This window comes from Halomonas sp. SCS19, from assembly GCF_040147015.1.
Lineage (GTDB): Bacteria > Pseudomonadota > Gammaproteobacteria > Pseudomonadales > Halomonadaceae > Halomonas > Halomonas litopenaei.
On record NZ_JAMSHN010000001.1, the window covers coordinates 991,261 to 1,006,607 of the forward strand.

Genomic DNA, 15,347 nt, shown 5'->3' on the forward strand with positions numbered 1-15,347 from the left:
CGTGGCGCGGCGTCGGGCGCCAGTCAAAGACAAAGACCTGGCAGGGCGTCGGGCGCCGCTTATATCAAGATCGGACACTGCGACTCCGCGTTGGGCGCCGCTTATATGAAGCCCCGCTACTGCGATCCCCCGGCGACTTTCGTCGGGTCAGTGCTCGGCGCAGGCGGCCAGCGCCGGGCGCGCCAGAATACGCCAGTCCTTGCCGAGGGCGCGGATATCGAGAATTTCCAGAGGCCGCTGCTCGGCCATGCGTTCGATGCCCGACAACGCCATCAGCCCGCGCGCGTCGGAGCCGAGCAGGGTCGGCGCCATGTAAAGACGCAACTCGTCCACCAGACAGGCATCCATCAAGGCACCTGCCAGGGTCGCGCCGGTCTCCACCAACAGCTCGTTGCAGCCGCCCTCGTCACCGAGCCACTTGAGCAGCGCGCCAAGATCGACGCGGCCGTCGTCGCCTGCAGGCATCTCCAGCACCCGCGCGCCGGAGCGCATCAGCGCGTCTCTGCGAGGGGATTCGCTGCCCTCGACGCAGACCACCAGCGTCTCCCCTGGCTCGCTCAGGCAGGCCGCGGCCAGCGGCATGCGCAGGCGCGAGTCCACCACGACCCTAAGCGGCTGGCGTCGGGCGATGACTTCGGCGTCATCGAGCCCGAGCTGATCGGCACGCACCGTCAGCCGCGAGTTGTCGAAGATGATCGAATCCACCCCGGTGAGGATGGCGCAGCTCTGAGCCCGCAGCCGCTGGACGTCACGCCGAGCCTCGGCACCGGTGATCCACTGGGACTCGCCGGAGGCCATGGCGGTACGGCCGTCGAGGCTCATGGCGAGCTTGAGGCTGACCCGTGGACGCCCCCGGGTCATGCGCGACACGAAGCCGGCGTTCAATACCTGGGCGTCCGCCTCGAGGCAACCGAGCCTTACCTCGACCCCGGCGTCACGCAGGCGTGCGATACCGCGTCCCGCCACCTGAGGATTGGGATCCTGCATGGCTACCACCACCCTGGCGACACCGGCCTTGATCAAGGCATCGCAGCAAGGCCCTGTGCGCCCCTGGTGAGAGCAGGGTTCCAGCGTCACGTAAGCGGTCGCGCCTCGGGCGTGCTCACCGGCAGCCTCGAGTGCATGGACCTCGGCGTGGGGTTCCCCGGCGCGCTGATGGTAGCCGTCGGCCAGATGCTTGCCGTGCTTGACCAGTACGCAACCGACCCTCGGATTGGGCATGGTGGTGTAGCGACCGCGTTCGGCCAGCTTCAATGCCCTGGCCATCCAGGCTTCATCCTGGCCTGCCGTGATGTCCGTCGGATTCATGTGCTCTCCCCGGTGTCGGGCGAGAAACTCGGCTCCTGGGCCAGGCGGTCGATCTCGGCGCGAAATTCGTCGATATCCTGAAACCGTCGATAGACTGAAGCAAAGCGGATATAGGCCACCTGATCGAGGCGCTTCAGGGCATTCATCACCTCTTCACCGACCACCCGCGCCTGGACCTCGCGCTCGCCCCGTGCGCGCAGGTTCTGGCGGATACGTTCCACCGCCGCCTCGATCGACTCGGCGCTGACGGGGCGTTTTTCCAGCGCCCGCAGCATGCCGGCCCGCAGCTTGATCTCGTCGAACACCTCCCGCGAGCCATCGGCCTTGATGATCCGTGGCATGATAAGTTCAGCGGTCTCGTAGGTGGTGAAGCGCTCACCGCAGCCAGCACACTGCCGCCGTCGGCGCACCTGATCACCTTCGGCGACCAGCCGGGAGTCAGTCACTCGGGTCTCTTGGGCGCCACAGAAGGGGCAATGCATAGCGGACAGTCCGGCAGGAAAAATATGTCGCCATAGTGTAACGGCTGAGGCCTGCCCCGCCCAGCGCAATGGCCCAGGTCATCCGCGATTTCAGCTGAGTTGGCACGCCCTGTGCTTGATACTTTCTTTCTAGCCGTCAATGAAATGGCGAGCGCTCACGGGGCAAGGCGCCCCCACGCCTGCGGAGGACACCATGGCAAGCCACCTCTCCCCTCTGGAACCCGACGACTTTCGCCAGCGTGCCGCAGAGCTGCTCGCGCCTCTCTATGGTGCACGCAGCGAAGAGGTCCTGCGCCGTCTGCTGCGCCTGATCGAAGCGCAGGGGGCCGGGTTGAGGCACCGTCATGGTGCACGCCAGACGCTGTGGAGCGAGCAGGACCAGTGGCTGATCGTCTATGGCGACTCGCTGCTGGATGCCGACAAGCCCCCCCTGGCGGTACTCGATGAGTTCCTGAGCAAGCGCCTGAAGACCGTCTTCAGCGGTGTCCATGTGCTGCCCTTCTTCCCCTGGAGCAGCGACGACGGCTTCTCGGTGATCCACTATCGCGAGGTCGACCCGAAACTGGGCGACTGGCGCGATATCCGGCGCCTGGCCAGCCACCATGATCTGATGGTGGACCTGGTGCTCAACCATGTCTCGCGGGAATCGCTATGGTTCGCCGACTATCTCGGCGGCAACCTGCCCGGGCGCGACTACTTCATCGAGATGGACCCCGATACCGATCTCAGCGAGGTGGTGCGTCCGCGCAGCTCACCGCTGCTGGTCCCCGTCAGCACCCGCCGTGGCGTTCGCCACCTGTGGGCGACCTTCTCCGAGGACCAGATCGACCTCAACTTCGCCAACCCCGACGTCTTGATCGAATTCGTCGGCATCCTGCTGTTCTACCTGCAGCAGGGCGCCCGCATCGTCCGGCTGGACGCCGTCGCCTTCCTGTGGAAACGCCCCGGCACCCGCTGTATCCACCTTCCCGAGACCCACGCGGTGGTGCGGCTGTTGCGGGCGGTGGTCGACCACGTCGCCCCCGGCACCCTGATCATCACCGAGACCAATGTGCCCCACGCCGAGAACATCAGCTACTTCGGCCTTGAGCGACAGGACACGCCGCCCGACGAGGCCCATCTGGTCTACCAGTTTCCGCTGCCACCTCTGTTGCTGCACACCTTGACCAGTGGCGAGGCCGGCACCCTGGCGCGCTGGCTCGACAGCCTGCCCGAGCTCCCCGCCGGCTGCAGCTATCTGAACTTCACCGCCAGCCACGATGGCATTGGCGTGCGCCCGCTGGAAGGCTGGCTGGAAGGCCACGAGATCGACGCCCTGGTCGCCTTGATGCAGCGCTTCGGTGGCTTCGTCAGCATGCGCCGGCAGGCCGACGGCAGCGACAGCCCCTACGAGCTCAATATCACCTGGTTCGACGCCATGAGCGGCACCCGGCGCGGCCCCGACCCGTGGCAGGTCGAGCGCTTCCTGTTGAGCCAGCACCTGATGCTGGTGCTGAAGGGTATCCCCGGCGTCTACCTGCACTGCCTGACCGCCACCCAGAACGACCACGACGGGGTCGAACGCAGCGGGCGCCTGCGTTCGATCAATCGCAAGCGCTGGGACCGCCAGGAGCTGGAACCTCTGCTGGACAGCCGTCACACGCCGACCCGCGAGGTGTTCTTCGCCCTCACCCGACGCCTCGAGATCCGTCGCAGGGAACCCTGCTTCCACCCCGATGCGGCCCAGACGGTCATCCCCACACCACCGGAGCTGCTGGCGATCCAGCGCGGCCCCCTGGACGATGGCCGTCGACTGTTGGCCATTCACAACGTCACCGATCGGCCTCAGCCACTGGTACTGGACGGCCTCGACCAGTCCGGCTGGCAGGACCTGCTGGAAGGAGGCGCCTGGCGGCCCGTCGACACCCTGGCCCCCTATCGTTCACTGTGGCTGGTGCGCACCGACAGATAAGCCACCGCGCGCTCGGTGTATCACACAACAGCGCGGCCCTGGCGCTTTCACTGCCCGGCGACGTCAGCGGTCGAACCGATGGCGTTTGCTGCTGTCCTAGTGCGAGTGATTCTCGCTTGTCGCGGGATTCGTCCTACAAGATGCCGGAGAGTAACGACATGCCCCGCCGCCCCCGACTGCCCCGCCTCCCCGACCTGCCCCGCCATCAGCGTTCCTTCATGACCCTGGCGGCGGTGGCCTTCGGCCTGATGCCACTGTCCAGCGTCGAGGCAGAGGACCACCCCGCCCCCATCGAAGCGCTGGAAGAGGAAGGTCTTGAGGTGCACGGTGAATTCGACGCGCCGGGTGGACTCAGCGGCTTCGCCGCCAGCCATCGCGGACAGCCGATGACCATCTTCGTCACCGAGGATGGCGAGCACGCCATCGTCGGCAATCTGATCGATGCCGACGCCAACAATCTGTCGGAGGCGCCGCTGGAGCGCCTGGTACGCGGCCCCCAGGACGAGACCACCTGGCAGAGCCTTGAGGACAGCGCCTGGATCGCCGACGGCGATCCCGACGCCGAGCGCATCGTCTATGTGTTCACCGATCCCAACTGCCCCTACTGCACCCGCCTGTGGCAGCAGAGCCGGCCCTTCGTCGAAAGCGGCCAGGTCCAGCTACGCCACGTGATGGTCGGTATCCTCGACCCCGAAAGTCCGCGCCAGGCGGTCACGATGCTGGCCGCCGATGACCCTCAGGCCGCCCTCCGCGCCCATGAGAGCGGCGATCCGATTGAGCCCATGCGCCAACTGCCCAGAGACCTGGAGCAGCGCCTGCAGAGCAACCACGAACTGTTTCGCAGCTTCGGCATGGTGGCGACCCCGGGCATCGTCTATCGCAACGATGGCAAGCTCGAGATGAGCCAAGGCCTGCCGAGCGAAGAACTGTTCCATACCATCATGGGGCCGGAGCCCGACTGACAGGGTTTATCAAGGCGCTGGCACCAGGCCCCGGGCGGGGCCTGGTGCCAGCGCGATTTAGGCCCTTAGACATCTCCGGCGTTATCGGCCTCCACCGCGCTATATAGCTGTTCGGGCAGGTCCGGCAAGGCCGCCCGCACACGGTTCCAGCTCGGGATAAAGGGCTTCTCCCTGGGGTTGTCGAGAAAGGCGTTACCGGCCTCGATCAGATTGGCGGCAAACAACTCCACCGCCTGCTCCTCGGCGTGACGGTCCAGGCTCAACCCGTTCATGGTGGCGTCGTGGTCGTAGGCCTCGATCAGGTCGAGGGCCAGGCGATAGTAGGTGGCCTTGAGGGTACGAAAGCCTTCCGACGAGAAACCCACACCCTGGGTGGCCAGCTTGCGATAGAGCGCCTTGGCAATATCCAGGCTCATGCGGTTGAGCCCGGTGGCCGCGTCATCGGCGGACACCGGTTGATGCTTGTGGTCGTAGACGTCGGCGATATCCACCTGACACAGCCGATTGGTGGAGTGGTCGCGGTGGACCTCGGACAGCACCCCGATCTCCAGCCCCCAGTCGGCGGGGATACGGATGTTGTCCAGCACCTCGGTACGCATCGAGAACTCCCCCGACAGCGGGTAGCGATAGCTGTCCAGGTAGTCCAGGTAAGGCAAGGGCCCGTGCATGATCTTTAGCGCCCGCAGCAGCGGGGTCACCATCAGCCGGGAGACCCGGCCGTTGAGCTTGCCCTCGGCGATACGCGGGTAGTAACCCTTGCAGAAGGCGTAGTTGAAGCGTGGGTGGGCCACCGGATACATCAGCCGTGCCAGCAGGCCGCGGTCGTAGGTCAGGATATCGCAGTCATGCAGCCCCACCGCGGCGGTGCGCCCGGATGCCTGCACATAGCCCGCACAGAACCACACATTGCGGCCCTTGCCCGGCTGCTGTGGCGCCAGGCCTTCCTCGGCCAGCTGCGCGTCCAGCGCGCTCAGGCGCGGGCCGTCATTCCACAGGATGCGATGGTGCTGGGGCAGGCGCGAAAAGAACTCGCGTGCCCGCAGAAACTGGTCCCGGTCGGCACGATCGAGGCCGATCACGATCTCCGACAGATAGCTCGCCTGGGCCAGCGACTCGACGATGGCGTCCAGCGCCGGTCCTTCCAGCTCCGAGTACAATGACGGCAGGATCAGCCCGAGCGGGCGCTGGCGGCCGAAGCGCTCCAGATCCGCCTCCAGGTCTTCGACCTTGCGCCGGGTCAGGTTGTGAAAGTCGGTGATGATGCCGTTCTGGTGGAAATCGCTCATGCCTCACCCTCCTCGCCCAGCTTGTGATGATCCTTGTCGTCGGCGCCGCCGGCATCTACGCTGCCGGCCTCAGCGCTGCTGGCAGGCCCCGCCGCGTCCTGCTCTCCCCAGAAGTGCGCAACCCCCTCGGCCCAGCCCCTGGGGCCCAGCGCCTCGCTGCGATACAAGCGCGGCTGGCACGGGGACACGTCGAGGCCATGGCGGGCACGAATCACCACCGCCGCATCGGTGGCCTCGAGCATGGCGACATCGTTGGGGCCATCGCCCAGCGACAGGGTCTCGGGGCGTCGGCCCTTGAGCGCCTCGAAGCGGGCGCACAGCCATTGCACCGCCTGGCCCTTGTCGGTGTCGCCGAGCACGTGCCAGAAGCGCCCGCCCCTCGTCATGCGCAGGCCGTCACTGGCCAGGCCCTCGCGAAAGCGCTGCAGCAGCGCTTCGTCGTCTTCCCACAACAGCGGCTCGCTGCCCTCCCGCAGGCGTGCCAGGCGAGCCTCCTGTTCATCCAGACCGGTGAAGGCCACCACGTCCTCCAGCGCCATCTCGCTCATGGTCAGAAAGCGCGCGGACAGCCGCTCACGCCAGATCGCCACCCGCCGGCGAATCAGCCCGATATCCACCCCGAGGGTGCGGATCACCAGGCCATCCGGGCCCGGCTGTCCCTCACGTCGGGCGTGACACCAGCTGGGGGGCAGCGCAATCACCGCGCCGTTCTCGGCGATAAAGGGGCGATCGGCGAGGCCGAGCTGCTGGCGCAGCCCGAGCAGTTCACTGCGGGTCTTGCTGGTCACCGGGATCGCCGCAACGCCGGCCTCACGCAGGGCATCGAGCCAGGGCTCGGCGGGCTTCCAGCCGTAGTCATGGTGGTCGAGCAGCGAGCCATCCAGGTCGGTGAACAGCAGCCTGGGCCCGTCGAAGGCACCGATTCGGGGAGTCGTGCTGGCGTGCATGGTGGGACCTTCGCATCAAAAGGGTTCACCGAGATGCAAAGCAAGGGCTGCGCCAGCGCTCAACAGAGCAACGGGAAAACAAGTAGATGAAGGGAATGTAGACGTCAGCGCAACGAGGCCCCGTCAGGTCCGGGGCGGACGCGGCCGTGCCCGGTGCAGGATAAGGCACCACAATGGTGCATCGACAGCCGACGCCCCGCTGCAAGCACACAGCCCCAGAACGACGACACCCCCGAGAGCGGAGCTCTCGGGGGTGTCTTTGGTGGCCTGAGCGGCGGGTCACCCCGCCGGGCACTCAGCCGTAGACCGGCAGACGGGTGCAGACTTCTTCCACCTTGGCCTTGACCTCGGCCTCGATGGCCTCGGTGGACTCGCCCTTGGCCATGACGTCGAGGATGTCGCAGATCCAGCCAGCCAGATCACCGCACTCGCTCTCGCCGAAACCACGGGTGGTGACCGCCGGGGTGCCGATACGCAGGCCAGAGGTCACGAAGGGGCTCTGCGGATCACCGGGCACGGCGTTCTTGTTGACGGTGATGTGGGCACGACCCAGGGCCGCGTCCGCGTCCTTGCCGGTCAGGCCCTGCTTGATCAGCGACAGCAGGAAGAGGTGATCCTCGGTGCCGCCGGAGACCACGTCGTAGCCACGCTCGATAAATACCTTGGCCATGGTCTGGGCGTTCTTGACCACCTGCTGCTGGTAGGTCTTGAACTCGGGCGCCATGGCCTCCTTGAAGCAGATCGCCTTGGCCGCGATGACGTGCTCGAGCGGGCCGCCCTGGCCACCGGGGAAGACCGCAGACTGCAGCTTCTTCTCGATGTCGGCGTCGTTCTCGGCGGACAGGATCAGGCCACCACGGGGACCGCGCAGGGTCTTATGGGTGGTGGTGGTGACCACATGGGCGTGGGGCAGCGGATTCGGGTAGACACCGGCGGCAACCAGGCCGGCCACGTGGGCCATGTCCACCAGCAGGAAGGCACCCACCTCGTCGGCGATCTCGCGGAAGCGTGCCCAGTCGATGATCTGCGAGTAGGCGGAGAAACCGGCGATGATCATCTTCGGCTGGTGCTCGCGGGCCAGGCGGGCCACCTCGTCGTAGTCGATGCGGCCGGACTCGTCGATGCCGTACTGCACGGCATTGTAGTGCTTGCCGGAGAAGTTCGGGCGGGCGCCGTGGGTCAGGTGACCGCCGGCGTCGAGGCTCATGCCCAGCACGGTGTCACCGGGCTTGACCAGGGCCTGGAAGACCGCGCCGTTGGCCTGGGAGCCTGAGTGCGGCTGGACGTTGGCGTAGCTCGCGCCAAACAGCTCCTTGGCATAGTCGATGGCCAACTGCTCGACCACGTCGACGTACTCGCAGCCACCGTAGTAACGCTTGCCGGGATAGCCTTCCGCGTACTTGTTGGTCAGCTGGCTACCCTGGGCTTCCATCACCCGGGGGCTGGCGTAGTTTTCGGAGGCAATCAGCTCGATGTGAGCCTCCTGACGGGCGACTTCCTTCTGCATCGCATCGAACAGGGCATCATCGAAACCGGCAATCTGCATATCACGGCTGAACATCGGCGGCATAACCTCGCAGCGGGGGATTCAAGGGGCAATCGCGAAAAGCGGGCCGCCATCATAGCGCAGCCCATGACCGCTTTCACATGAAAGACCGTCATGGGCTGCTGCATGATTTCTCATCTTGGCTTCAGTCAGACTGAAGCGTGGCCCACCGGGCGCTCTTTTCCAGGCTCAGCCCGAAACGCCGGCGGGCGCCACGACCCTTCGGCCAAGCCCTAGTCCATCGTGACTTCCATGGACAACGCCTGGGGCAGCCCCAGCGGGTCCTGGGCCAGCTTCTGGAGCTGTCGGCTGGGTGGCAGGCTGAGGTCGATTGACATCTCGCTGGCCTCGCCGGCCATCATCTGCACCAGCCCCGTGAGCACCGCGCCGATCTGCGGTCCCATCATGATGCCGAAGCCTTCGGACTGGGTCCTGAGCTGTTCGAGCAGGGCGTCTTCGGACACCCCCTGGGTCGCTGCCACCACCGGTGCGATACGCCCGAACACGCCCAGATCGCTGAGACTGAGCGAGACGTCGCCGCCCTGGGTGTCCAGCTCGGTCCAGTCCTCGAGGCCGGCAAAGTAGGCCGCAGGGTCCTGGCCCTTGGGCAGGTTTACCGGCAGGTCACTGTCGAAGCCGAGGCGGAAGGCATCGGCTGCGGTCATCTCGAAACGGCTGGCCACCTGGCCATTGGCACCGCTGGCCTCCCAGGTACCGTCCATGTCGGCGTCCAGGGTGAGCTGTCCGGAGCCATCGGTCAGCACGTTGCTGACCAGACGTAGCTGGGTGCGCTCGTCCACCGGCGCCAGCTCGATCATCCTGGCCAGATCCACCGTCAGGTTGTCCATGCGCCCGCTGTACTCGCCGTCGTTCATGTCGCCGTCGGCCACCAGATGCTCAAGGCTTGCCACCAGGCGATCGGTGGCGATCTCCAGGTCCTCGAGCTCGAGGGCGTCCACCGTGGGCGCGTCGCTCGCAAGCCCCTTGAGGCCGGTCAGACTGAGTGACGGCAGCGAGAAGGTTCCGGCCCCGAGCTCCTCGAAGTTGTCGCTGGAGCCGCTCATCCCGGTCAGCGTCAGGCTGCCGATGGCATCGGCGCTGACGTCGCTGGCGCCCAGGCTCTGGATCTCGATGCGTCCGGGATAGTCGCCCCAGGGAAGGTCAGCCCCCACCTTGCCCTGGCGCTGATCCATCACCAGTCCTTCCAGGCTAATCCCGGCCAGCGGGTTGTCTTCATCCCAGGGCAGATCACGCAGATCGAGCACAGGCTGGCCGGGCTCCTCGAACACCAGCCGCTCAAGCAGCATGCTGGCGCCCCGGTCGACCAGCTCGATGTCCTCGAGCACCACTTCTTCCGGCGCGTCGTAGTCGCCCTCGACCAGGTAGCGCGCGATGGTCAGGCGTTCGCCGCTGTCGCCGGTCAGGGTCAGGTTCTCGGCACTGGTGGTGCTGCCGAGCAGCTCATCGGATACCTCGCCGATCTCGAGGGTACCTTCACGCTCCAGGGCCGCACGCAGGTCAGCCTCGAGACGTTCGGCGTCGGCCTGGGCGACGCTCGCCCCCAGAGAAAGCAGCGCCACGAAAGGGACGGCGTGGCGGGAAGACAGACGGCACTTCATGAACTTTCACCTCCGGTGTGAAAATAGAACCTGGCAAACGCCAACGATCTTTGCCGATACGGCAGTTGTGTCAGCCTTCACTGTAGCGCCTGAACGAACCCGTCGACAGGCCTTCAGCAGTGTTGACAGGACATCGGTCACTCAATCCAGCGGCAGGCGCGCCGACAACCGCCGACTCACCTCCTCGATCACCGCCAGGCGCGCCCGACGCTTGTCGTTGGCGTCGATCAGCACCCACTCGCCGCCAGGGGCATGAGTTTCCGCGAACATCTCGTCGATGGCCTGCTGGTAGTCGTCCCAGCGCTCGCGGTTGCGCCAATCCTCGTCGGTGAGCTTGTGCCGCTTGTGAGGAGTCTCGGCCCGGGCTTCGAAACGCTCGAGCTGCTCGTCCTTGTCGATGGCCAGGAACAGCTTGACCAGCACGGTGCCGTGCTCGAGCAGGCGCGCCTCGAACTGGCGAATCTCTTCAAAGCCGCGTCGCCAGTCCCGCTCATCGGCGAGGCCTTCGACCCGTTCCACCAGCACCCGGCCATACCAGGAGCGGTCGAAGATCGCCACCCGGCCATCGCGGGGCAGACGATGCCAGAAGCGCCACTGCCACGGGTGCAGGCGCTCCTCCTCGGTGGGCGCAGCGATCTGATGCACACGGTACTGACGTGCATCCATCGCCGAGGTCAGGCGATGGATGCCGCCGCCCTTGCCGGCAGCGTCATGGCCCTCGAACACCACCACCAGTGGCACTCCCTGGCGCGCGGCACTGCGCGCCAGCTGGGCCAGCCTGGCCTGGGCGTCGGCCAGGCGCTCGCTGTAGTCGCGCTTCTTGAGTCGGGGGGGCGGGTCGTCATGCTCGAGGGCGTCGAGCCGAGGGGGAGCGATGGCATTCAGTGGGGGAGTCTCGGGGCGCTCGAGGGCCGGGACAGGGCTTGCCATGACCTTCTCGAGGACTTCGGCCACCTGGGGCAGCAGGTCGTTGCCGGGGCTCGCGTCGAGCTCGATCCAGGGACTGTGGCGACAGTGGGTGCGCGCACGCAGGTCGCGGGCAAGCTCATCGAGCAGGCCATGCTGGGCGTGGCGGCGCCACTTTTCGTCGGTGACCTGCCAGCGACTGGCCGGGTCGGCGGCCCAGGCCTCGAGTCGTTGTCGCTGGGTGTCTGCATCGATCTGCAGCCACAGCTTGACCAGGCGAACCCCGTCGGCGGCAAGCTCCGCCTCGAACTGACGCATCTGTTCGATGCGGTCATTGTAGGCGCCCTCGCCCAAGGCGCGGGAGGCCCGCGCCAGCACCGCATCGCCGACCCAGCCATGGACGAACACCCCGAGCCGGCCACGCCCCGGAAGACGTCGCCAGAATCGCCACCAGTAAGGTCGCCGGCGCTCCTCGTCGCCGGGCACCATGGCGTGCACCTCGGTCAACCGGTTCTCCAGCCAGTGGTTGAGCAGGTTGATCAGTTCGCCCTTGCCGGTGGCAGCGTGACCGGCCACCAGCACTACCACTGCCCGATCCGCTCGCTGGGCCAATTCCAGCTGGGCCGACAGCAGCCGAAACCGCTGACACTCCTCGGCGGACATGGTCTTGCCGGAGGCGTTCTTGCGAGAGGCGTTGCTGGTTGAGCCCCGCTTCTTTCCCTTTGCCACCTTGGTCCTGGTCATCGTCGCTCCTTCATGACGCACTTCCCTGTTCATAAGGCGCTTCGCTTTGCATAAGGCGCATCGCTTTGCATAAGGCGCAACTCATAAGGCGCATCGCTTTGCATGAGGCGCTTAGCGTTTCGTGAGACGCTCCGCCCTTTCATGATGATTCGCCTTTCAGGCCTCGCCCAGCAGCCCCAGGCTCGCCGCCGGCGCCTGTCGACGAATGCCACGGGACAACAGATGCCCTACCAGGCCCAGTACCACAGCGCCGAGCGTCGGGACCAGCAGCCAGACCCAGGGATGCACCCGCGGCGGCAGATCCAGCCACAGCAGATATAACGCGGCCGTGGCGACCTCCGCCAGCAGCGCTGCCATCAGGCCGCTGGCCAGTCCCAGAACGGCAAATTCAGCCCACTGCACCCGCGCGAGCAGACGCGAACCTGCGCCAAAGACGCGCAACAAGCCGCTTTCGTGGGCACGTACCGGCTGACTGGCGATCAACGCGGCGTAGAGCACACTGACCCCGGCCAGCAGCACGAAGGCCAGCACCACTTCCACCGCCCGGGTCACGTGCCCCAGCACCTCACGGACCTGCCCCAGCAGGGCATCCACGTCGAGCAGCGTCACCCCCGGGAAGGCCTGGACCAGGCTCCCCAGTTCGCGCTTCTGCTGCTGCTCCAGATAGAAGGCGGTGATGTAGCTATGGCCGTAGCGTTCCAGCACACCAGGTGGGAAGATCACGTAAAAGTTGGGCTTGAAGCTGTCCCAATCGAGGTCGCGGAGACTGGTGATCTCACCGACCAGGGTGTCGGCGCCGATGGTGAAACTTAAACGATCCCCCAGCGCCAGCCCCAGACGTTCTGCCAGTTCTCGTTCCATGGAGATCGGCGCCGTCTCGGCGACGTCATCGCCTGCTGGCGCCGAGGACGGCTGGGCGTCCACCTCGTCGAGCCAGCCGCCGGCCTCGGCGCGCGAGGCAAACCATTCGCCGGCCACCAGACGATTACCGCTCGGCAGATCCTCCCGCCAGGTCAGGTTGAGCTCCCGGCGCAGGGCGTTTTCTCCCCTCGCCTCGGGGGGCACGGCCTGCCTCGGCGGCTGGCCGTTGATCGCGGTGATACGCCCGCGGACCATGGGGTAGAGATCACTGCTGGCCTCGGCGATGGCCTCGAGCCGCTGCTCGAAGTCGTCGCGCTCGCCGGGCTGGATATTGATCGCGAAATGATTGGGTGTGTCCTCGGGTAACTGCGCCTGCCAGGTGGTCAACAGATCGCCCCGCACCAGGGCGATCATGGTCATGGCGAAGAAGGTCACCGCGAATGCCAGCATCTGCCCCAGGCTGGCGTTACGACGGCGCGCCAACTGCCGAGCGCCCAGACGCAACGACCCGCGCAGACCAGCGGGATCGCCACCCTCCAGCCGCGCGGCCAGACGCAACAGTCCATCGAGAATCAAGCCCGCCAGGCCCCACAGCACGCCCAGCGCCACCATGCCGCCGGCCAAGAGCCCGGCCGCCAGCCCCAGGCTGCCGGAGTACAGCCAAAGCAGAGCACCGAAGGCCAGCGCCGCCGCCAGCAGCAGCGACCAGCCGGAGGCGGGCAAGGGGTCCAGCTCCCGGCGAAGTACCTTGAGTGCGCTAACCCGCTTCAAGCGCAGCAGGGTCGGCCCGGCAAAGCCGGCCAGCACGGCCAGTGCCGTCAGCACGCCCAGCCACAACGGCAAGGCGCCGGGAGGCGGCAGCTCCAGCGGCAGAAAACGCTGCATCAAGGCCAGCAGCAACGCCTGTCCCGCCAGCCCCAGAAGCGCGCCGATCAGCGAGGCCACCAGCGCCAGACCGGCCAGCTGGAAGGTGAAGATACGCGCCAGGTCCCGCTGGGAAGCGCCGAAGCAGCGCAGTAGCGCGGCGGTATCCAGATGGCGATCGACGTAGCGCCGCGTCGCCATGGCCACCGCCACCCCGGCCAGCAGCACGGCGGCTAGACCGGCCAGGCTCAGGTAGGTCTCGGCTCGCTCCAGCGCCGAGCCCAGCCGCGGCCGGTCCTCGCGCACGTCACGTACCTCGACGCCGTCGGCGCGCAGGCGGGCTAGCCAGGGCGACAGCGTCTCCACCGCCTGGGGCGAGCCGGCGGCGAGGATCTCGAACTCGATGCGCGAACCGGGCTGGATCAGCCCGGTCGCCTCGACGTCGTCGACGTGCATCATCACCCGCGGGTTGAAGCTGCCGAAGCCGGCAGACTGGTCGGCCTCCCGCTCGATCCAGCCGGTCACCTGGAACTCGCCCCTGCCGAGCGTCAGACTATCGCCGAGTTCGATGTCCAGCAGCGTCTCGAGCCTCGGCGCCAGCCACACCTCGCCTGGCGCAGGGCCACTGGCGAGCTCCTCGACGCCGGCGCCCTGGTCGACCCGGGACACGCCGTAGAGTGGATAGTCTTCGTCCACCGCCTTGATGCTGACCGGCTGAAAGGCGCCATCGCGACTGGCCATGGAGACCAGATCGACCTGGTCACTCAGGCGCATGCCGGCGCCTTCCAGACGCTCCCGCACCTCCTGAGCGAAGGGGTCGGACTGCTCAAGGACCACGTCGCCGCCCATCATCTGACTGGCCTGACGGGTCAGACCACGTTCCAGGCGGTCGAGAAAGAACCCCATCATGGTCGAGGCGGCCACCGCCAGGGTCAGTGCCACCAGCAAGGCGCGTACATCACCCGCACGAAGATCGCGCCGCAGAGAGCGCGCCGCCATCACCAGCTGACGTCCCAATTGGCCCTTCGCCGTGACGCTTCGTTCACTCATGCCGAGGCCTCCCGCTGGGCGTCTGGCGCCTCGGTTGGAAGCTTGGATGTCACCTCGGTGAGCTGGCCGTCGGCCAGGCGCAGACACCGATCGCAGCGCCTCGCCAGAGCGTGGTCGTGGGTAACCAGCACCAGGGTGGTGCCCTCGGAACGGTTGAGCTCGAACAGGGTCTGAATGATGCGCTCCCCGGTGTCTGGGTCGAGATTGCCGGTCGGTTCATCGGCAAACACCAGCTCGGGGCCGGTGACAAAGGCCCGCGCCAGCGCCACCCGCTGCTGTTCGCCGCCGGACAGCTGCTTGGGCAGGTGATCCAGGCGCTCGCCCAACCCCACTCGACCGAGCCAGTCGGTGGCACGGGCCTCACGGTTGGCAAGGGTCGACAGCTCGGTCGGCAGCAGCACGTTTTCCAGCGCTGTCAGGGTCGGCAGCAACTGGAAGTTCTGAAACACGAAGCCCACTCGGGTGTTTCTCAGCGCCGCGCGACCGTCCTCGTCGAGCTCGGCAAGCGATGTACCGAACATCGCAAGCTCGCCGGCACTCGGCGTATCGAGACCGGCCAGCAGCGCCAGCAGGGTCGACTTGCCGGCACCGCTCTGGCCGAGGATGGCGACGCTCTCGCCGGACTGTACGTCGAGCTCAAGCTCGCGCAGGATGGTCAGTTCCCGCGTTCCGCTGGCGACCCGCTTGGACAGGCCTCGCGCACGCAGCACGGTGGTCGGGACGGTATTCTCGGAAGGAGACAGCGACATGGTGATGGCATTCCCTGGGACTTGGACGTTTGGGGCGGCACGGCGGTTTTTTTCTGGAGCCTCGCGCTTCGG

Annotated in this window: 11 protein-coding genes; 2 read left to right on the forward strand and 9 right to left on the reverse strand. The window is 66.7% G+C overall.

The window, feature by feature from the left end; translation table 11 throughout:
• Positions 1-147: 147 nt before the first annotated feature.
• Together ribD and nrdR are read right to left on the reverse strand one after the other, a co-directional pair.
• A complete protein-coding gene (gene ribD / locus NFH97_RS04050; protein WP_108131393.1) occupies positions 148-1,308 on the reverse strand; it encodes a bifunctional diaminohydroxyphosphoribosylaminopyrimidine deaminase/5-amino-6-(5-phosphoribosylamino)uracil reductase RibD in 1,161 nt (386 codons plus the stop codon).
• On the reverse strand, positions 1,305-1,790 hold the full coding sequence (gene nrdR / locus NFH97_RS04055; protein WP_045993087.1) for a transcriptional regulator NrdR: 486 nt from the start codon (positions 1,788-1,790) through the stop codon (positions 1,305-1,307). Before nrdR ends, ribD begins: the two co-directional genes overlap by 4 nt.
• 193 nt (positions 1,791-1,983) lie before the next feature.
• Between nrdR and NFH97_RS04060 the strand changes: the two genes are divergently transcribed.
• Both NFH97_RS04060 and dsbG read left to right on the forward strand, forming a co-directional pair.
• Positions 1,984-3,741 carry a sugar phosphorylase gene (locus NFH97_RS04060; RefSeq protein ID WP_045993088.1) on the forward strand — a complete coding sequence of 586 codons (1,758 nt, stop codon included), beginning with the start codon at positions 1,984-1,986 and terminating at the stop codon, positions 3,739-3,741.
• 158 nt (positions 3,742-3,899) lie between these two features.
• Positions 3,900-4,703: a thiol:disulfide interchange protein DsbG gene (dsbG, locus tag NFH97_RS04065; protein ID WP_253029118.1), complete on the forward strand. Its 804-nt coding sequence runs from the start codon at positions 3,900-3,902 to the stop codon at positions 4,701-4,703.
• Between the two features lie 65 nt (positions 4,704-4,768).
• Here dsbG and NFH97_RS04070 read toward each other — a convergent pair whose 3' ends face one another.
• The 7 genes from NFH97_RS04070 to NFH97_RS04100 form a co-directional block, all read right to left on the reverse strand.
• A complete protein-coding gene (locus NFH97_RS04070) occupies positions 4,769-5,989 on the reverse strand; it encodes a glycosyltransferase family protein (protein ID WP_045991048.1) in 1,221 nt (406 codons plus the stop codon).
• A complete protein-coding gene (locus NFH97_RS04075; RefSeq protein ID WP_349624474.1) occupies positions 5,986-6,936 on the reverse strand; it encodes an HAD-IIB family hydrolase in 951 nt (316 codons plus the stop codon). The genes NFH97_RS04070 and NFH97_RS04075 overlap by 4 nt, the downstream gene beginning before the upstream one ends.
• A gap of 295 nt (positions 6,937-7,231) precedes the next feature.
• Positions 7,232-8,497 (reverse strand): serine hydroxymethyltransferase, encoded by a 1,266-nt coding sequence (gene glyA, locus NFH97_RS04080; RefSeq protein WP_045991047.1) that lies wholly within the window; start codon positions 8,495-8,497, stop codon positions 7,232-7,234.
• A gap of 218 nt (positions 8,498-8,715) precedes the next feature.
• A complete protein-coding gene (locus NFH97_RS04085; RefSeq protein ID WP_108131389.1) occupies positions 8,716-10,101 on the reverse strand; it encodes a hypothetical protein in 1,386 nt (461 codons plus the stop codon).
• Positions 10,102-10,242: 141 nt separating this feature from the next.
• Complete coding sequence (locus NFH97_RS04090; protein ID WP_349624475.1) at positions 10,243-11,751, reverse strand: polyphosphate kinase; 1,509 nt, start codon at positions 11,749-11,751, stop codon at positions 10,243-10,245.
• 156 nt (positions 11,752-11,907) lie between these two features.
• Complete coding sequence (locus tag NFH97_RS04095) at positions 11,908-14,526, reverse strand: ABC transporter permease (protein WP_349624476.1); 2,619 nt, start codon at positions 14,524-14,526, stop codon at positions 11,908-11,910.
• The gene (locus NFH97_RS04100; RefSeq protein WP_349624477.1) at positions 14,523-15,275 is read right to left on the reverse strand and encodes an ABC transporter ATP-binding protein; all 753 of its coding nucleotides are present in this window, start codon (positions 15,273-15,275) and stop codon (positions 14,523-14,525) included. The genes NFH97_RS04095 and NFH97_RS04100 overlap by 4 nt, the downstream gene beginning before the upstream one ends.
• Positions 15,276-15,347 lie beyond the last annotated feature (72 nt).